Below are 18,861 nucleotides of genomic sequence, written 5' to 3' on the forward strand. Positions count from 1 at the left end.
CTTGGCCGGCCCACCTTGGGCCGGCGGCAGGCACATCCCCAGTTTCGCACTCTATGGCGAGGCGGCGTCGCTGGGGCAGGAGTTGCTGCACATCGAAGAGGTGCAGTCGCGCAGCCGCCTCTACCATTGGGAAATCCAGCCGCACACGCACCAGGGGCTGTACCAAGTGCTGTGGCTGTGGCGCGGCCAGGCCGAGGTGCTGCTCGACGAGCACCGCAGCGCAGCGCAGGCGCCGGCGGCTATCGTGCTGCCACCCAGTGTGGTGCACGGCTTCCGCTTTACCCCCGAAACCGATGGCCGCGTGCTGACGCTGAGCGCACGCTGGCTGCTCGAGGGCGAGACGGGGGCGCTTGGAACGGCCTTTCAGGAGCTGTTTGCCGCCCCGCGCCTGTTGCACTTTTGGGCCGAGGAAGCTGTGGCGCAGCGGCTCGATGCGCTGTTTCGGGAGCTCACGCACGAGTTTCAATGGCCCACCGGGGCGGGCGGCTCGCCGGTGCTGGGCTGGCTGGCGCGGGCGCTGGTGTGGCGCCTGGCACAGGCCAGCGCGCAACAGCGCCAAGCCGCCCCGGCGGGCACGCGGGCACACCAGCACCAAGCGCTTTTCACGCGATTTTTGCTGCTGCTGGAGCAGCATTTTCTGGAGCACTGGCCGCTGCAGCGCTACGCGGAGCGGCTGGGGCTGTCGCTGCAGCGCTTGAACCGCCTGACGCGCAGCGCCAGTGGCCGCAGCGCCCTCGAGTTGGTGCACGAACGGCTGACCCGCGAGGCTTGTCGGCGCCTGCTCTACATCGCCGCACCCGCTGCCAGCTTGGCGCTCGAGCTCGGTTTCGACGATCCTGCGTATTTCTCGCGCTTCTTCAAGCGCCGCACCGGCCAGAGCCCGCAACAGTATCGGCAGGCGCAGCGGCAAGCGGTGCAGGTGGTGCGGACTGTTGCGCAGCCACCCCCGGCTGGGGGCTGAGCAGGGCCGGCACCAGCGCCTCGATCTGGGCGCGCAGCCAGCGCTGCGCCGGGTCGTGCTGGTGCCGCAGGTGCCACACCAGGTACATCGGCAACGGCGGGCAGGCCAGCGGTGGGACGGCGCTGGCCAGGCCGCGCAGCAGGTGGCGCTGCAGCAAGCCGGGGGCGGTGGCGAGCAGGCGGCTGCCGGGTAAAAACGAAGCCAGGCCGGCAAAACCAGGCACCAGCACCCGAAAGCGTCGCTGCACCCCGCGCCCGAGCAGCCACTGGTCAAAGTCCAGGGCCCGGTTGGGCTCATAGACCACGGTGGCGTGGTCGGCAGCCAGGAATTCGTCTAGGTCGCGCGGGGCGGCGCGTTGGGTGGGATCGTAAAACACCCGGTAGGCGTCTTCAAACAGGCGTTTTTGCACGATGTCGGTGCCATCGGGCGGTCGCGGACTGAGCACGAGCTGGCAGTGTTGCTGGCGCAGCAGCTCCAAGCTCGGGATGCCCGACGGAATCACGTGCAGCCGCACCTTGGGGGCCAGGTGTTGCAAGCGCTGCAACAGCGGCGGCAGCAGCAAGTCGCGCTGCAGATCGTTGGCCGCCACGGTGACGCTGCCCTCCCACAGGACCGGCTCGAAGCGCTCGCGCCGTGCAAAGCGCTCCATTTGCTCCAGCAGCGCCTGCGCCGGTTCCAACAAAGCCTCGGTGCGCGCCGTGGCCACGATGCCGCGCCCAGACTTGACAAACAGCGGGTCGCCTACGATGGCGCGCAGCCGATCGAGCTGGTGGCTCACCGCCGACTGCGTCACCCCCAAGCGCTGGGCGGCGGCGGTCACCGAGCCGGTTTGCGCCACCGCCACCAGCAGGCGCAGCAAGCGCGCATCGAGCGCGTACCAATCAAAATCATTCATGGGTTGCATGATGACTCCTTGCTTGATCGAAGTCAATTCATGCGCCACACTGGGGCACCCGCTAGAGCCAAAACGGTCTGCGCCCAAGCCGTGCTCGACCGCCCTTGCAGACCACACCACCCAGGAGTCCAAGAATGAGCAGCCCAGTATGCAATCAAAGCGTCACCCGCAACCCCAGCGATCCCAGCGCCCCCCGCGATACCCATGACATCCCCGGCACGACGCCGTTTGACGGCGCGCTCGCCCAAAAGGGCTACGCGCTCAACAAAATGTGTTTTTCGTTCAATCACCAAGCCAACCGCGAGGCCTTTGTCGCCGACCCCGAGGGCTACATGGCGCGCTACGGCCTGAACCCGCAGCAGGCCGAGGCGGTGCGCTCCAAGCAGGTGCTGGCGCTGCTGCAAGCCGGTGGCAACGCCTACTACCTGGCCAAATTTGCCGGCATATTTGGCCTCAACATGCAAGACATCGGGGCACAGCAGACCGGCGTGAGCAAGCCCGAGTTCATGGCCAAACTGGCCGCGGCCAACCAGCAGCCCGACTGGCCTGCGGCCAAGCTCGGGGTCTAGCGCTAGACCCTGCGCCACCCCCAACCCCATTTTCCCTATAGCGCCTCAAGGAACCTCATGGCAACCCTACTCGGTGGCTTGGCCACTTCGCACATTCCGGCCATCGGCAACGCATTGGCCAAAGGCTGGCAGCAAGAGCCCTACTGGAAGCCCTTTTTCGACGGCTTCCCGCCCATCCACCGCTGGCTCAATCAAGTGCGCCCCGAGGTGGTGGTGGTGTTCTACAACGACCACGGGCTCAACTTCTTTCTCGACAAAATGCCGACCTTCGCCGTCGGGGCCGCCGCCGAGTACCACAACGCCGACGAAGGCTGGGGCATCCCGACGCTGCCGCCGCTGGCCGGCTGCCCGGAGCTGTCGTGGCAGATCATCCGGCATCTGGTGGCGCACGAGTTTGATGTCGTGACTTGCCAAGAGATGCTGGTCGATCACGCCTGTACGCTGCCGTTGAAGCTGTTTTGGCCCGAATACGAGGTGGCCCCGGTACAGATCGTGCCGATCGACATCAACACCGTGCAGTTCCCACTGCCCACGGCGCGGCGGGTCTATAAGCTGGGCCAGGCGGTGGGCGAGGCGATCCAGCGCTGGGACAGCGACAAACGGGTGCTGGTCATGGCCACGGGCGGGCTGAGCCACCAGCTCGAGGGCGAGCGCGCCGGCTTCATCAACAAGGCCTTCGACCAGCAGTTTCTCGAAAGCATGGTCTCCAACCCCGAGTGGGCAACCCAGTTCAGCGATCTGGAACTGGTCGAACGGGCCGGCACCCAGGGGGTGGAGCTGCTGATGTGGCTGGCCATGCGCGCCGCCCTGACGCGCGGCGGGGCTGGGGTGCGCAAGGTGCACAGCAACTACCACATCCCGATCTCGAACACCGCCACCGGGGTGATGGCACTGGAGTGTCTGGCCTGATCAAGGCGCAGCGCTGCCGACCGGGGCAGCTCCCTGGACGAGTTCCCGGGGGGCCACCAGCGGGCAGGTGAGGGTGAAGCGGGCCCCTTGGCCCGGGCTGCTCTCGAGCGCCAAGCGTCCGCCCAGCACCCCCGTCACCAGGTTGTGCACGATGTGCAGGCCCAGCCCGCTGCCGCCCTGGCCCAGCCGGGTGGTAAAAAAGGGCTCGAACACGCGGTCTTGTAGGTGCGGCGCAATGCCCTTGCCGTCGTCGCTCACGCTGAGTGCGAATTGCTCGCCCTCGAGGGCCGATGCCTCGATGCGGATGCGGCCGCTGGCGCGCCCTTGCAGCCCGTGCACCCAGGCGTTTTGCACCAGATTGGCCAGCACCTGCCCGAGCGGGCCGGGAAAGCTGTCGAGCCAGATGCCGGCGGGCACCTCGACCTCGAGCGCATAGGGGCTATGCTTGAGCATCGGCTGCAGGGTTAGCACGATTTCGTGCACCAGTTCGGACAACTGAAACCGGCGCCGCTGCGAACTGGCCTGGTCCACCGCCACCTGTTTGAACGAGCTGATGAGCTCGGCGGCGCGCTCGAGGTTGCGCGTGGCGATGTCGTCGGCCGTGCCCACTTGTTGCACAAAGGCGTCGAGCTCGCTGCGCCGCAGCCCCTGCTGCAGGCGCTCGCGGAACTGACGCAGGCTCTCTTGTAGCGTGCTCGTCGCCATCAGGGCGTTGCCGATCGGGGTGTTGAGTTCGTGCGCCACCCCGGCCACCAGGCTGCCCAAGGCGGCCAGTTTGTCGGCTTGGACCAACCGGTCTTGGGTGGAGCGCAGTTCGTTCAGGGTGCGTTGCAGTTCGTTATTGGCCTGTTCGAGGCTCTGGGTGCGCTGCTGCACCCGGTCTTCGAGCTCGCTGTTGAGGCTGCGCAGCTCGGCTTCCAGCCTTTTGATTTCGCTGATGTCGATGTCCATGCAGACGAAGCGCACTTCGTCCGCCTGCTGCCCAGGGATCGCAAAGGTGGTGGAATAAATCCAGTGCAAGGCGCCGTCAGCGCCGCGCAAGGCGCCCTCGAAGGGGCCGAAGGGTTCGCCGGTGCGGGCGATGCGCTCCAGGATGGCTTCGAAATCGGCCTGTTGCTGGGTGTCGTAGTACAGATCGACCGGCCGCTTGCCTATGGCCTGAGCGCGGCTGTAGCCCAACATGCGCTCCGAAGCCGGGTTCCAGTCCACCACCCGGCTGTCGCGGTCGTAGATCTGCACCGCCACCGTGGGCCCGAGGTCGATGATGGCGCGCAGTTGCTGCTCGCGGCGGCGCACTTCCTGCGCCATCTGGCTCAGGCTGTGTTCGAGCTGCTGCACCTCGGCGATGCGGCTGCGCGGCGTGGTGGCCTCGTAGTCGCCGCGCGCCAGCGCCTCGGAGTAGTCCACGCTGCGGCGCAGGTGGCGCCCGATCCGGGTGGCCACCAGCAGGTTGAGCAGCAAGCCAAAGCCGATCGCAAACAACACCACCACAGTGCTCAGAATGGAGGCCGCACGCTCCGTAGCCCGCGCCCGCTCCAGCGGTTGACCGGCAAAAACGACCCACCCGAGGCGGTCGAGGCGCATGGCGTAGCCTTCAAACGCTTTACCCTGGTGCTCGATGCGGCCATGAGACCGTGCCGAGTCAAGGGCGCCAGCAATGGGCTCCAGGTGGGCGATGTTGCGCCGGTGCAGGGGGTCGAGCGGGTCGGGCGAGCCGACCAGTTCGCCGCGGCTGTCGGTGAATAGCACCAGCAGGTCGCCGCGCTGGCCCCATTCGACGCTGCCCGTGACCAGCGCCTGCACCGAGATTTCGGCGACCATGAACCCGTTGGACAAGGGCAGGGCGATGCCCACCACCGGCTGCTCCACCAAGGGCGAGAGGTACTGGTCGCTCCAGACCGGGTGCTCGCCTTGAGCAGTCAAACGCAAAATGGGCAGGTTGCTCAGGTCGGCCCCAGAGCGCCCTGCGGTCGTGGGGTAACCGAGGGCAAAAGGCAATACGAAATCGAGCACCAAAGCGTCGGGGCCGACCCAGTAGATGGCTTGAAAAGTGCCGGCCTGATCGACCAACTGCTGCGCAAAGCGGCGCACGAGGGGGTCAACCCGTTTGCCTTGGATCGGGCCGCCTGGGCTGGCAGCACGGAGCATTTCGAGCTGCAGTTCGGTGGCGTTGAGCAGGTCCTGCAACTGCTGCACCACCACGGTGGCCATGCGCTGCTGCTCGTGATGCTGCCTCTCCCGTTCCAGCGGCAGGCGCCAGAACAGCGTCAGTGCCACCACCAAGGCGACCGACAAGGCAATCACCAGCACGAACTGGCCCACCAACAGCCAGCGGATTGAGAGCGCGCGCGGGGCTTTCATGCGCGTACGGTGCTAAAGCGGCCGTTGCGAATTTCGGTCATCACCAGCGGGCGCAGGTGGTCGCCGTAGGCGTCGAAGACGATCGGGTCTTGCAAGCCATTGAAGCTGCGCACACGCAACAAGGTGGCTTTCAGCGCTTCGCCAGCCGCTTGTTGCTGCAGCGCCTGCAGCAGCACCTGGGCAGCATCGTAGGCGGCGACTTCGGCAAAACCCGGCGCACGCCTGAAGCGCTGCTCGAAGCGCTGCAAAAAATCCAGATAGGCCGGGGTGCGGCTTTCGCGGTCAAAGTATTGCGACACCACCATGCCCTCCACCGCGCGCCCGCCGCGCACGATCAGCTGGTCGGTCGAGGCCCACTCGGCGGCTTGCAGCGCCGGGGTTTGCGGGCTGCGCCGGGCCAGTTGGGCCAGCATGGCGGTGTCGCTGGCGCTGGCCACCAGCACCAACGCATCGGGCTGTTGCACCAATGCCTGTTGCAGCGCCGCGTGCGCCTGCTGCGGTTGCAGCGGCCCGCGGTAAACCACCGGTTCGGCTACATCCGCCCCCAGCGCACCGGCTTGGGCCAGAAAAAAATCGGCCCAACTGCGGGTGTAGGCGGCGTTGGCCTCGTCGCGGACCAGGGTCAGCCGGCGCCAGCCGCGCCGCTGCACGGCGAAGGTGGCGCTGTGGGTGGCGTACAAGCGCGTGCTGGCGCAGACGCGAAAAAACAAGTCGTCGAGGCCACTGAAGTCGTGGCTGGTCACGGTCGGCGAAACGCTCAGCAGCCCGTGCTCCTGGGCCAGCGGAATCCAGGTTTGCGCGATGCTGCTGGTGGCTGGCCCGATGACGGCCGCAACTTGGGCGCTGGCGATGCGCAGCGCCACCTCGGGCAGCATCTCGGGGCGTTGGGCGTCGTCGAATTCCAGCAGCTCGAGCGCCCGGCCGGCGGCGCGTGCCTGTTCGATGGCCAGCAGCGCGCCGTCGCGCACCCCAACCCCCAAATCGCTGATGGCGCCGGTCAGGCCCGCCAGCAGGGCCAGCCGCACCGGCGCTGGTGGCGCACAAGCGTGCAACCCGACCGCCGCCAGCGTGGCCCCCAAGGGCCAGGCGACGGCGTGACGGAGCAGGCGGCGGCGGCTTGGGGGTGGGCTCATGGCGTTCGGCGATTCCACTGGCGCAGCCAAGCGGGCAAGTCGGCAAAGGGCATGGGGCGGGCGATGTGAAAACCCTGGCCTTCGTGGCAACCGATGTTTTGCAGCTTGCGCCACACTTGCGCGTCTTCTATGCCTTCGGCCAACACCCGCAGACCGAGCGTGGAGCCAAGCTGCGCGATCAGGGCCGCGATGCGCGCTTCTTCGCCGGTTTGCAGTTGGCGCGCAAATTCGCGGTCGATCTTGATGCGATCCAGCGGCAGCCGCTCGATATAGGCGAGCGAGGAGTAGCCGGTGCCGAAGTCGTCGATGGCCACCGACAGCCCAAGGCGGCGCAAGCGCTCCAAGATGGGTTCGACCACCCCCAGCCCCAGCGCCGCCACCGACTCGGTGATTTCGAGTTCGATTCGCCCGGCGGCCAAACCCGTGTCGAGCAAAGTCTGCTCGATCTGTGCCACAAAGGTGGGGCTCTTGAACTGCGCCACCGAAACGTTGACCGCCATCAACTGGGGGGCCAAGCCGGCGGCGATCAGGCGCTGCATGTCGAGGCAGGCGGTCTTGAACACCCACAACCCGAGGGTGTCGATCAACCCCGACTGCTCGGCCACCGGGATGAAGCGGTCGGGCGGCACCATGGTGCCGTCTTCGCGCCGCCAGCGCAGCAGGGCTTCGAGGCCGATCACGGCGCGCGTGTCGAGGTTGACTTGCGGTTGATAGACGAGGAACAACTGCTGGTCGCTGAAGGCGGCATTGAGCCGCGCCAGCAGTTCGGCGTGGTTGCGCGAGCGCTGCGCCATGGCCGAGTCGAAACACACCAAGTCGCCACGGTGCTGCAACTTGGCGTGCTTGAGGGCGATGGAGGCGTTCTTGAGCGCGTCGGCGCCCGAGCTGCTCAGGTCGGCACCCGCGCAACTGCCCATGGAAGCCCGCACCTTGAAGGGCTGGCCGTCGATGACCAGGGGCGCATCGAGGGCCTGTTGCACCTGCGCGGCTTGCAGCAGATCGGCGGTGCCAAACAAGCCAAAGGAGTTGCCCGCGACCCGCGCCACCAGCACGGCGGTGGGCAGCGAGTCGATCAGGCGCCGCGTCAGGGCCTGCAGCACCCGGTCGCCGAAGGGGTGTCCCATGAGCTCGTTGATGCCGTTGAAGTCGTCGATGTCGGCCAAGATCAGCAGGTGGGGGGCAGCGTCGCTGTGCACAGCAGCCTCGATGCATTCGATCAGCCGGGTCCGGTTGGCGATGCCGAGCAGCGCATCTTGATAAGCCACCTGCTGCAACCGTTGCACGAGGTTGAGGTTGCGCAGGCAGGCGCTGAGGTTGACGCACAACACATCGAGCAGTTGCAGGGTCAGTTCGTCTTGCGTCAGGGCCGTGGGAAGGTAAATGGCCATGTCCATGCCGCGCTCGCTGCCCACGTAGAGCACGGTCTCGGAGTGGCCCAAGTGGTTGCGCTGGTGTTGCAGCGCTTCGCGCAGGCGCAGCAGCGCCGGGTGGCCATTGAGGCGCTCCAACGGCTGGTTGATCATGGCCGCGTAGGGGCCTGCGGCGGCCAGCACCATGTAGGGACCGCCTGGGGACGGGCCTTGGGCGCAAACCAAGCCATGGGGCGACACGCCCAGCAAGGCTGCGACCTGCGTCAGCACGCCGTCGGCAAAGCGCTGCAAACCGCTCATTTGCATCAGCTCGGCCGAGCCGAGCACGATCTGCTGCAGGCCGCGCCGGCTGGCCTCGATGGTGCGCACCTGCTCGTAGGCGCGCACCGCCGCCATCAGGGCAGAGACGAGTTTGTGCTGCGTGAGTTCGGACTTGGAGCGGTAGTCGTTGATGTCGTAACGCGCCAAGGTCTCGTGCTCGGGGGCGTAGCCGGGCTGGCCGGTGCGCAGCACGATGCGCGTGGCGCTCAGGCCGAGCTCGCGCCGGATGTAGTCCACCAACAACAGGCCGGCGTCGGCGGTTTCCATCACCACGTCGAGCAAGACCACGGCGATGTCGGCGTTTTCGGCCAAGATCTGGCGCGCTTGGGCTGCGGATTCGGCCCGCAGCAGCTCGATCGGGCGCTCCAACGTCCAGGTGAGGTCGAGCGCAAAGGCGGTGCTGATGTGCACGTCGGGGTCGTCATCGACCACCAGCACGCGCCAAGGCTTGCTAGGCGGCGTGAGGTCTTGGGGCGTCACAGGGCGGTCATCGGCAAAGACGAAGATGTCGGCCGGGTCTTGCAAGGGTTTGCCGGTCATGTATGCAATCGTTGAAGCTGATGGTGCGGGTTTAGGGGCAGCATGTAGTGGCGCCGATGCGGAGGTGCTGGATGGTGCACTGCGTGCATGTGCCAACAACACGCGCAAAAAGCGATTTAGCGGCTCATAATAGCATTTTGCGTAGAGGGAGTCTGCTTGCCAGCCCGGTGCAAACGCTGACTTTGAGTTAATATGCGCCCCGCTTACGCACTGCTTACGCACTTTGCGTGCATTTGGGCAGCATTTGGGCTTTGATGCCCACACGGATGTTTAGAAACGAAAGTTGGGAAACGGTATGGAACATAGCTTGCAAGCGCCATCAAGATACGCTGGTCTGAGCGTGGGGGCAAAGTTGTGGCTTGGCTTGGTTTTGCTGATTTTTGGAATGGTCGGCTTGGTCCTGACCACCTCCATGCAGTCGCGCGCCATCACAGCTGAATCTGAGGCCGTGCTGGCGCAAAAGAGCGAGAAGCTGCAACTGGCCACCCGTTGGGCCGGTTTGGTGGAAACCAATGTGACTCGGGTTCAGGCGTCCTTTATTGCCTCCAACCCGACGCTGGATGCCACCTTCGGCGACTTGATTCCGCAGACCGTGCGAGAAATTACAGCGGTGCAGCAGCGGCTGGAAGCCTTGCCCTTGAGCGCCCAAGATCAAGAGCTGATGCAGCGCATTGCCCAGGGCCGCCAGGCGGTTTTGGACTCATTGGCTCGGGCGCGGCAGTTGCGAGAGCAAGGTCAGCCAGATGCCGCCATACAAGAAATCACCCAAACTTTCAACCCATTGGTCGGGCCGTACCTGAACAGTCTGCGTGAGTTCGCAGAGCTGCAGAGCAGCCAGCTGAGAGATTCGCAGGCCGGTTTTGCCGTACAACGCGACCTCAACATGGCGCGCGCGTCTGCCATGCTTGGGGTGCTAATCCTGCTCATTCTGGCAGGGGCTTGGTTGCTGATTCGCAGCATCCGCACGCCCCTCAACGAGGTCATGGCCTTTGCGCAGCAGATGGCTGATGGCAACCTGGGGGTGAGCTTGTCGATCAAGCGCCAAGACGAGTTTGGCCAGATGAGCCGCACCCTGAACGCCATGCGCAAACAGATTGCGCAGGTGGTGGCCGACGTGCGCCACGGCACCGACGGCATCACGGCGGTGGCGCAGGAAATTGCTGCCGGCAATCAGAACCTGAGCGAGCGCACCGAACAGAGCGCGAGCAATCTTGAGCAAACGGCGGCCAGCATGGAGAGCATGTCGGAGGGCATCGGGCATTCGGCGGCTTCGGCGCGCACCGCCAGCGAGCTGGCCACGGCTGCGGGCCAGAGCGCGCAGCAAGGCCGCGAGGTGGTGGGCAGCGTGGTGCATACCATGAGCGAGATCCAGCAAGCGTCGAAAAAAATCAGCGAAATCATCTCCGTCATCGACGGCATCGCGTTTCAGACCAATATCTTGGCGCTCAACGCCGCAGTCGAGGCAGCGCGGGCGGGTGAAGCCGGGCGCGGTTTTGCGGTCGTGGCCTCCGAAGTGCGCTCGCTGGCTGGGCGCAGCGCCGAAGCGGCCAAAGAGATCAAGGTGTTGATCAACAACAGCGTCGATCGGGTCGGGGCGGGCGTGGGTCTGGTGAACCAAGCGGGTGAATCGATCCAGGCCATCGTCGAACAGGTCGAGCGCGTGCGCGATGTGGTGGCCGAAATATCGAGCGCCTCGGGCGAGCAGGCCGAAGGCGTGGCGCAGATCAACGCCGCAGTCAGCCAGCTCGATCAGATGACGCAGCAAAACGCGGCGCTGGTCGAGCAAAGTGCAGCCGCTGCTGCAGCCATGAGCGAGCAGGCGCGCGCGCTCTCGGAAGTGGTGTGCCGCTTCCGGCTCGAATAAGCTTGATTTGTTGCGTTGTTCCCGTTGGGCTGGCTTTCAGCCCCGGGCCTGCAAATCATCGGGCGCAGCGGGCGCAGCAGGCGCAGCAGGCGCGCTGCCGGCAGCAGCGGTAGCCGCCCATTCGCGCCAGACGGCCAGCAGCACCGCGAGGATGACCGGGCCGACGAACAGCCCGATCAGCCCGAATGCGCCGAGCCCGCCGAGCACGCCAAACAGCACGATCAGGAACGGCACCTTGGACACGCCGCTGATGACCAGCGGGCGCACCAGGTTATCGATCCAGCTCACCGCCAGCATACCCCACAGCAGCAGGCCGATGCCGGCTGCAACATAGCCGGTGAGCAGCAGCCACAGCGCCATCGGCATCCAGATGAGAATGGCGCCGAACGGGATCAGCGCCAGCAACGCGGTGGCCGCACCCCAAAACACCGGCGCTGAGATGCCCACCGCCCAATAGCCCAGCCCCGCCACGAAGCCCTGCGCGACCCCGGCCAGCAGCAGGCCATAAACGACGGCGCGGGTGGTGTTGCCGACGGCATCGAAGTAAGCCTGGACGCGGTTGCCCAGTAGCCCGCGCAACACCTGGCGCGATTCTTGGAACAACTGCTCGCCGTCGCGAAACAGGAAAAACGCCGTCAGCAGCGCGATCGCGAAGCGCAGCGCGTTGATGCCCAAGTCGCCCAGCAGGCCGACGGCGCGCGCGCCAAGCCACTGCCCCCACTGCTCGCCCAGCGCGGCGAGGTAAATGCCAAGTTCTTGGCGGTCGCCACCGAGTACCGCCAGCTGCTCTTGCAACCAAGGACCCAGCACGGGGACTGCGGCCAGCGGCTGCGGCAGCTCGACGCCGGCCCGCAGCAGCGCCAGCGCGTCGCTCAGCGCGCCCGTGCCCTCGCGCTGCATCATGAGCAGCAGCCACAGCGGCACCGCGACCAGTATCACGGCCAGCGCCATCGTCATGGTGAACGCGGCCCAGCCGCGCTGGCCGTTGAAGCGCCGCACCAGCCGCTCGTACAGCGGCCAAGATACATAGACCAAGATCGCCGCCCAAGCCACCGCGGTCAGGAAGGGCTGCAGCACGATCAGGCCGGCGAGCAGCAGCACGCCCAGCAGCAAAGCGACCAGGCCGTTGCGCAGCCAAGCGGGGGGGTGGACGTCTTGCATGGGCGGCGATTGGGTGGGGATCAGCTTAGAGCGTGTCCATGAAGCTGCGCAGCTTGTCGGAGCGGCTGGGGTGCTTGAGTTTGCGCACCGCCTTGTTTTCGATCTGGCGGATGCGCTCGCGCGTGACGTCGAACTGCTTGCCCACTTCTTCGAGCGTGTGGTCGGTGGACATCTCGATGCCGTAGCGCATGCGCAGCACCTTGGCCTCGCGCGGGGTCAGGGAGTCGAGGATTTCTTTGACCACTTCGCGCAAGCCGGCTTGCATGGCGGCGTCGATCGGCGCGGTGTTGGCGCTGTCTTCGATGAAGTCGCCCAAGTGCGAATCGTCGTCGTCGCCGATCGGGGTTTCCATGCTGATCGGCTCTTTGGCGATCTTCATGATCTTGCGGATTTTTTCCTCGGGGATTTCCATCTTCTCGGCCAGCATCGAGGCGTCGGGCTCGAAGCCGTGCTCCTGCAGGTGCTGGCGGCTGAGGCGGTTCATCTTGTTGATGGTCTCGATCATGTGCACCGGGATGCGGATGGTGCGCGCCTGATCGGCGATCGAGCGCGTGATCGCTTGCCGGATCCACCAAGTGGCGTAGGTGGAAAACTTGTAGCCGCGCCGGTATTCGAACTTGTCCACCGCCTTCATCAGGCCGATGTTGCCCTCTTGGATCAGGTCGAGGAACTGCAGGCCGCGGTTGGTGTATTTTTTGGCGATGCTGATGACCAAGCGCAGGTTGGCCTCGATCATCTCTTTTTTGGCGTTGCGCGACATGCGCTCGCCGTCGTTCATGCGCTTGTGGATGGCTTTGAGCTGCTCCAGCGGCACCACCACGCTGGTCTGCAGGTCGATGAGCTGCTGCTGCAGTTCCTGGATCGGCGGAATGTGGCGCCCCATGCTGGCGCTCCACGGCTTGCCGGCAGCGGCCTGCTTTTCGACCCACTGGCGGTTGAGCAGGTTGGGCGGGAAGTCGGCCACAAACTTGTCTTGTGGCATGCGGCATTTGTCCACGATGATGCGGCGCAGTTCGCGCTCTTTCTTGCGCACCGACTCGACTTGCTGGCGCACCGTGTCGCACAGCTTTTCGATCGCTTTGGCGGTGAAGCGGATGGTCATCAGCTTGGCGGTTAATTGCGCTTGCGCCTGCTGATAAGCCGGGCTGGCGTAGCCGTGCTGGTCGTAGCTGGAGTGCAGCTGCTCGAACAACTCGCGCAAGGCATCGAAGCGCGCCAAGGCCTCGCGCTTGAGCTCTTCCATTTTGCGCGACACCGCCTTGGAGCCGCCTTTGCCGTCGTCGTCGCTGGCTTCGTCGTAGTCGTCGAAGTCTTCTTCGGCCACGTAGTCGTCGGCCTCGTCGGCGTCGGAAAAGCCATCGACAAAGGTCGAGATCACCACCGCACCGGCGCGAACTTCCTCGGCCATGTTCAGGATTTCGTTGATGGTGGCGGGCGACTGCGAGATCGCGGCCATCATCTCGTTGAGGCCGCCTTCGATGCGCTTGGCGATTTCGATCTCGCCCTCGCGCGTGAGCAGTTCGACCGTGCCCATTTCGCGCATGTACATGCGCACCGGGTCGGTGGTGCGGCCAAACTCGCTGTCCACCGTGGAGAGCGCGGCCTCGGCTTCTTCTTCGGCTTCTTCTTCGGTGGCCGAAGTCGGGCCGGCGTTGGACAGCAGCAGCGTTTCGGCGTCGGGCGTTTGCTCATAGACCGCCACGCCCATGTCGTTGAGCAGCGACACCACGACTTCGAGCGTTTCGGCCTCGGCCAGCTTGTCGGGCAGGTGGTCGTTGATTTCGCCGTGCGTCAGGTAGCCGCGCGTCTTGCCGAGCTTGATCAGGGCCTTGAGGTGGTCGCGCCGGGCCTTGGCTTCTTCTTCGGTCAGGATGGTGTCGTCGAGCCCGAACTCTTTCATCAGGGCGCGCTCTTTGGCCTTGCTGATTTTCATGCGCAAGGGCTTGGCCTTTTCGACCGTCTCGGACGCCTCACCCGCATCGGCGGTGCCGTCAGCCGCGAGCGCGGCATCGGGATCGGCGCTGAACTCTTCTTCGAGGTCGATCAGATCGACTTCGTCGCGGATCGGCGGCGCGGCCGGAATGGCCTCGGGCAGCGCCGTGGCTTTAGGCTTGCGGCTGCGCTTGACCGCTGGTGCCGCCACGGGTGCAGCCGCTGCGGTGGCGGGCAGGGCGGGGGCCTTGGCGGTTGCGGCGGCGGTTGCGGCGGCGGTTGAGGCGGCGGTTGCGGCGGCGGCGACAGGGGCTGGGGTTGCCACGTCGGCCTTGGGTGCGCGCGCCGGTTTTTTGCTTGCAACGGGCGCTTTCGCTGAAGCCACAGGCTCCAGGCTGGCGTCTACCGCATGAACCGAGGGCAGCGCGGAGTGGGGCTCTGTGGTGCGGGCTTCAGTTTGGGCTTTTGCGGTCGGTTTTTTGGAGCTCACAAACGGCGCTTTCTGCACGGGCTAAACCCCGGGCGTTGATTGGGATGTCGGAGGTTCACGACCCGCCGACGAGCGTTGGGCCAACGGGGGTCAAGGAAAACACACACCCAACCACAGGGCAGGGCGTGCGGCACAAGTTGAGGGGGCGAACATTTGGGGTGCAGTCCTTGCGAAGGCTGGATTTCCAGTGGCCGAGAGCGTGGAGCCCTTGTTGCCCGTGCGAGGGCGTTGGCCGGTTCGGAGGTGCTGCTGTCGCACTTGTGTAAGCCGGACATTATACTGATTCAGAAACTTTCGCGCAATTTTCGCGCAATTTTTGTTGCGATTTTGGCCTTGGCAGGTGGTCGAACCGAGCAACGCCCGGTCTGATCACCTTTGCTTGTGCAGGTCTACAGGCATGCGCTTGAATCCGGCTTGTCAGGGATTTTCTGACTTCAGGTTCAGTCGTTTTCTGACTCATGTTGTGGCGCAGCAGGCATACAGTGAAAACCATGCAGGCCGCATGGTGCACCTGCAAATGCTGGAGCTCATGACATGATGACAATCAGCGATGCCGCAGGCGTCAGTACCCATGTTGCCATGCAACCAAGGCTGGTTGCCAAGGCCAACGTCGGCTCATTCAAACGAACCGAATACTGGCCATTCACGTTGCGATTGGCCAGCGGTGCGCAGGATATGGCCAAGGTGCTGGAAGTTCGGCACAGTGCCTACGCCCGCCATTTGCCAGAGGCCTTGACAGCCTCGTTGCTCGAGCCCGAAGCGCTGGACAGGGCCGATGGGGTGGTGCTGCTGCTGGCCGAATCCAAGCTCGACGGCGCGCCCATGGGCACCATGCGCATTCAGACCAACCAGGCGCAGCCGCTGGCGCTGGAGCAATCGGTGCAACTGCCGCAGTGGATGCAGGGCTTGCCGCTGGCCGAAGCCACGCGCTTGGGCGTAAGCCTAGACGGCACAGCGAGGCTGGTTAAAGCGGCCTTGTTCAAGGCCTACTACCTGTATTGCCTGCAGGCTGGAATCCGCTACATGGTCATCACGGCCCGCGCTCCGTTGGATCGCCAGTACGAGCGCATGCTGTTCCAGGATGTGTACCCGCATCTGGGCTATATCCCCCTGTCACACGTATTTGATCTTCCACACCGGGTCATGTATCTGGATGTGCAAAACGTGCGCCAGCGCTGGGAGGATGCCGGGCACGCTTGGAGTGAGTTCATGTTTTATACCGAGCACCCCGACCTGCATCAGCAAGCAATCGCATAAGGCGCGTCAGCGGGGTCCGCTGGAACGTGGCAACGCCGCTGCGGGCGGATCGGTGCCGAGCACCAGATCGACATGATCGAGTTCGCTGGAAGCGAGGGTGCTGAGGTAGGCCTTCAGCCGGTCATCGGTGATGAAATCAGCTGCCGACTGGGCTTCTAAGATCGCCTTTGGCGTCTGGGGCCGGGCGACCACGTAACCTTGCACGTAATCGACCCCGATTTCGGCCAGCGTTTCCACGGTTTCAAAGTCTTCGGCCCACTCGGCGATGGTTTTCATGCCCAGGTTTTGCGCCAAGCTGACAATGGCTTCGACGATCGCCACATTGGCCGGGTGGCGGTTCATGTTGACGATGAAGCTGCCGTCGATCTTGAGCAAGTCGGCCGGTAGTTCCTTCAGGTAAGAAAACGAGGTGTAGCCGGCCCCGAAGTCGTCCAGCGCCACCTTGGCGCCGGCAGCGCGCACCCGGTCGATGAAGCGGTGCGTGTTGTCCATATCGTGCAAGGCCACGCTTTCGGTGATCTCTAGGCAGATCCGATGCGCCACACCGCGGTGGCGCTCGAACATGGCAAACACGTCGTCGATGAAGCGCTCGTCGTTGAGCGAAGCCCCGCTCAAATTGACGCAAACGAAGCGGTTTTGCGCCAAGGTCTGTTGGTGCTGTTCCAGCCAAGTCAGGGTCTGGGCCAGCACCCAGCGGTCGATCACGCCCATGCGGCCGGCAATCTCGGCGGCCTGAATCAGGCGCTCGGTCGGTACCTGTTGATCGTGTTCATCGTGCATGCGCAGCAAGACTTCAAAGTTGTGCGATCCATGCGGCGTGCGCAAGGACATGATCGGTTGCATTTCCAAATACAGCCCATCGACCGTCTGCTGGTTGGCCAGTTGTTCGACCAAGTGCAACTGCGCTTCGTGGTCGCTAAAGATGCCCGAGCAGTGTTCAAACATCATTAAAGTATTGCCCTGCCCCTTTTTGGCCATGCGACAGGCGTGGTCGGCGGTGGCGATCACGTCTTTGGCTAAGCTCCCCGTGGCGACTTCGATCAAGCCGATGGAGCCGCGCACTTGGAAGGCACGCTCCCCGACCTGAAAGGCGCTGCCGCCGATTTGGCTCAGGACTTCCCTGCACACAGCCTCGGCCTGCGCCAGCGGGGTGTGCGGCATGACGATCAAAAACTCGTCGCCACCGACTCGACCCAGGTGCATGCCCTGGCTCAAGGGGTTTTGAGCACGCTGGCAAACGGCGTGCAACACCGCATCGCCGGCGGTGTGGCCGTAGAGGTCGTTGATGAGTTTGAAGCGGTCCAAGTCCAAGTAGGCCACAGCCAGCGGTTGGCCGCGAGCCAAGTCGGTAAGGCCAGCATTCAAAACTTGCTCGATGCCGCGCCGGTTCAGCACCTTGGTCAAGGTATCGTGGTGCGCCAAAAACCTTAGGTGTTCGGTGGCCTGGGCCTTTTCGGTGATGTCTTGCAGCGTGCATTCGATTTTGTCCCCAGCCAAAGCAGCGCGCACCTGAAAGCGGCGCGCCGGCTCAGGCTCGGTCTGGTGCAACAACTCGAGCTCGGCGGTGCCATGGCTGCGCGTCTGCTCCAGCAGGGCGTTCCAGTGGGCGGGGCCAAAGCGTTGTGGCCAGGTTTGTGCGCGCAAGCCGTCTTCGGTCGCGCCCAGCATGTGTTGCAGGGCCGGGTTGGCGCTGCTCAATCGGCCCTGCAGGTCGAGTGTGAACAGGCCGATCGGCAGCACCTCGTAGGTGTGTTGCAGCTCAGCCTGCGCCGCCAGCCGTTGTTGCTGGGCCAAGCGAATTTGCTCGGCGATCGCCAGGGAGGCCAGCAGGCTGGAGGCCAGCGCGGCAGTCACGCTGTTGAATGCCCACAGAAGTCCCTTGAGGCCCAGTGCTGCAGCTGCAACTTCTAGCAAGCTCGCAAGCAGCACAACCGATATCGCGGCGGCATACCAGGCCGCTACTCTGGAGTGGTTGCGCAGAAAGATTTTGGCAAGAAGAAAAAGCAAAGCCAGCAAGCTCAAGCCAGAGCACACCCAAATGATGGGCAGAAATTGCGCGTAAGGCAGGCCGACGGCCAACAAAAGCAAGGGCAAGCAGCTCCATTTGATGGCGGTGCTCAGGTAGGCATGACCAATTTGCGCCAATTCATCCCGCATCAGCGACACAAACAGGGTAAAGGTCACCACGTAGTAAAGTGCCAGCGTCAACGGCCGCATGGTTTGCAGCCATTCGTAGGGGATGGTGTGCCCCAGCCACTGCTGATCCCAGCCCATCGAGAGCGCGGCCATGCGCAAGTTCACCACCAGCCAGGCCGCAAACAGGACGTAGGTGCGGTTGCGGTTGATCAGGCCAGCGATCAGGGTAAAGAGCGCCAGCACCAGAATACCGCCGTCGAGCAAGCCCGAGCCACGGTGAAATTGCAATTCGCGCAAGTGCAGTTCGGTGGCATCCCACTGCAAGGCCACGATGCGGCCCGGGCCGACCAGTGCGGTTCGGCACAACAAAGAGCTGGCGCCAGCGGGGTCGAAGGCAAAGCCGGCCCGGGCCAGCTGCATGGTTCCCTGCAGCGGTTCGGAGCGCGAGCCGCTGGCCACTAGGTTCAGGGTGCGGGCATCCCAACAAGCCAGACTGTAGGCGTGGCGTGAGGGGAACTCGATGCGTGCAGACGGGGGGGGTGCATCCAGGGGTTGCAGCAGCAGCCAAAAAGGCGTCTCATGCAAGTTGCTGTCTTGTTGCTGCACCGGCTCCGGTGCCGCTTGCGTCAGCCGTTGCAAGGCATCGGAGGCTTGCCACGCACCCTGCGCATCGTGCAGCACCCGAAACTGCAGGACGGTGCCTTGGCCATGGGCGTAATGGCTGTTCCAGCTCCAGAGCGCCCACAGGGTCAGCAGACCAAACAAAACGGGAAGCCAAACCACTGAGAGCGCCAGCAGCGAACGGTCCAAGCCATGGTTGAGGCGGGATGACCAAGCTGCAGACAAGGGTGAAAGTGGGGGCATAAACTGGGACTGACCCGATGTGCTGTTGGCTCCCTTTTGACGCTGAGCCGGATTATGAGGCCAAATTCAGCGCTTTCTGTACATTTTGCGCTTGTGCC

Annotated in this window: 12 protein-coding genes; 5 read left to right on the forward strand and 7 right to left on the reverse strand. The window is 64.5% G+C overall.

The features are described 5' to 3' along the window. Position 1 precedes the first annotated feature (1 nt). Positions 2 to 961 (forward strand): helix-turn-helix domain-containing protein, encoded by a 960-nt coding sequence (locus SMCB_RS04095; protein WP_231851243.1) that lies wholly within the window; start codon positions 2 to 4, stop codon positions 959 to 961. Here SMCB_RS04095 and SMCB_RS04100 read toward each other — a convergent pair. Beyond that, positions 858 to 1,865: a LysR family transcriptional regulator gene (locus tag SMCB_RS04100; protein ID WP_338056288.1), complete on the reverse strand. Its 1,008-nt coding sequence runs from the start codon at positions 1,863 to 1,865 to the stop codon at positions 858 to 860. The genes SMCB_RS04095 and SMCB_RS04100 overlap by 104 nt on opposite strands. Before the next feature lie 125 nt (positions 1,866 to 1,990). On the opposite strand from SMCB_RS04100, the gene SMCB_RS04105 reads away from it, so the two are divergent. Further along, positions 1,991 to 2,425 (forward strand): protocatechuate 4,5-dioxygenase subunit alpha, encoded by a 435-nt coding sequence (locus SMCB_RS04105; protein WP_082027220.1) that lies wholly within the window; start codon positions 1,991 to 1,993, stop codon positions 2,423 to 2,425. A gap of 57 nt (positions 2,426 to 2,482) precedes the next feature. Continuing rightward, positions 2,483 to 3,334 carry a class III extradiol dioxygenase family protein gene (locus tag SMCB_RS04110; protein ID WP_045535269.1) on the forward strand — a complete coding sequence of 284 codons (852 nt, stop codon included), beginning with the start codon at positions 2,483 to 2,485 and terminating at the stop codon, positions 3,332 to 3,334. Here SMCB_RS04110 and SMCB_RS12940 read toward each other — a convergent pair whose 3' ends face one another. Genes SMCB_RS12940 through SMCB_RS04125 form a run of 3 tightly spaced genes read right to left on the reverse strand, consistent with a single transcriptional unit; the run spans position 3,335 to position 9,059 of the window. Then, positions 3,335 to 5,695, reverse strand: coding sequence for an ATP-binding protein (locus SMCB_RS12940; protein ID WP_052468408.1), 2,361 nt, complete (start codon positions 5,693 to 5,695; stop codon positions 3,335 to 3,337). Beyond that, positions 5,692 to 6,828 carry an ABC transporter substrate-binding protein gene (locus SMCB_RS04120; RefSeq protein WP_052468409.1) on the reverse strand — a complete coding sequence of 379 codons (1,137 nt, stop codon included), beginning with the start codon at positions 6,826 to 6,828 and terminating at the stop codon, positions 5,692 to 5,694. Before SMCB_RS04120 ends, SMCB_RS12940 begins: the two co-directional genes overlap by 4 nt. Continuing rightward, on the reverse strand, positions 6,825 to 9,059 hold the full coding sequence (locus tag SMCB_RS04125) for a putative bifunctional diguanylate cyclase/phosphodiesterase (protein WP_052468410.1): 2,235 nt from the start codon (positions 9,057 to 9,059) through the stop codon (positions 6,825 to 6,827). The genes SMCB_RS04120 and SMCB_RS04125 overlap by 4 nt, the downstream gene beginning before the upstream one ends. 394 nt (positions 9,060 to 9,453) lie before the next feature. Between SMCB_RS04125 and SMCB_RS04130 the strand changes: the two genes are divergently transcribed. Further along, positions 9,454 to 10,923: a methyl-accepting chemotaxis protein gene (locus SMCB_RS04130; protein ID WP_231851244.1), complete on the forward strand. Its 1,470-nt coding sequence runs from the start codon at positions 9,454 to 9,456 to the stop codon at positions 10,921 to 10,923. A gap of 36 nt (positions 10,924 to 10,959) precedes the next feature. Here the strand turns inward: SMCB_RS04130 and SMCB_RS04135 are convergent, their stop codons facing one another. After that, positions 10,960 to 12,084 (reverse strand): AI-2E family transporter, encoded by a 1,125-nt coding sequence (locus SMCB_RS04135; protein ID WP_045535272.1) that lies wholly within the window; start codon positions 12,082 to 12,084, stop codon positions 10,960 to 10,962. A gap of 25 nt (positions 12,085 to 12,109) precedes the next feature. After that, complete coding sequence (rpoD, locus tag SMCB_RS04140; RefSeq protein WP_045535282.1) at positions 12,110 to 14,524, reverse strand: RNA polymerase sigma factor RpoD; 2,415 nt, start codon at positions 14,522 to 14,524, stop codon at positions 12,110 to 12,112. 516 nt (positions 14,525 to 15,040) lie between these two features. Here rpoD and SMCB_RS04145 point away from each other — a divergent pair. After that, positions 15,041 to 15,763, forward strand: coding sequence for an N-acyl amino acid synthase FeeM domain-containing protein (locus SMCB_RS04145; protein WP_144400270.1), 723 nt, complete (start codon positions 15,041 to 15,043; stop codon positions 15,761 to 15,763). 6 nt (positions 15,764 to 15,769) lie between these two features. Here the strand turns inward: SMCB_RS04145 and SMCB_RS04150 are convergent, their stop codons facing one another. Then, positions 15,770 to 18,664 (reverse strand): putative bifunctional diguanylate cyclase/phosphodiesterase, encoded by a 2,895-nt coding sequence (locus SMCB_RS04150; protein ID WP_231851245.1) that lies wholly within the window; start codon positions 18,662 to 18,664, stop codon positions 15,770 to 15,772. Between the last annotated feature and the right edge of the window lie 197 nt (positions 18,665 to 18,861).

The organism is Serpentinimonas maccroryi (genome assembly GCF_000828915.1).
Lineage (GTDB): Bacteria > Pseudomonadota > Gammaproteobacteria > Burkholderiales > Burkholderiaceae_C > Serpentinimonas > Serpentinimonas maccroryi.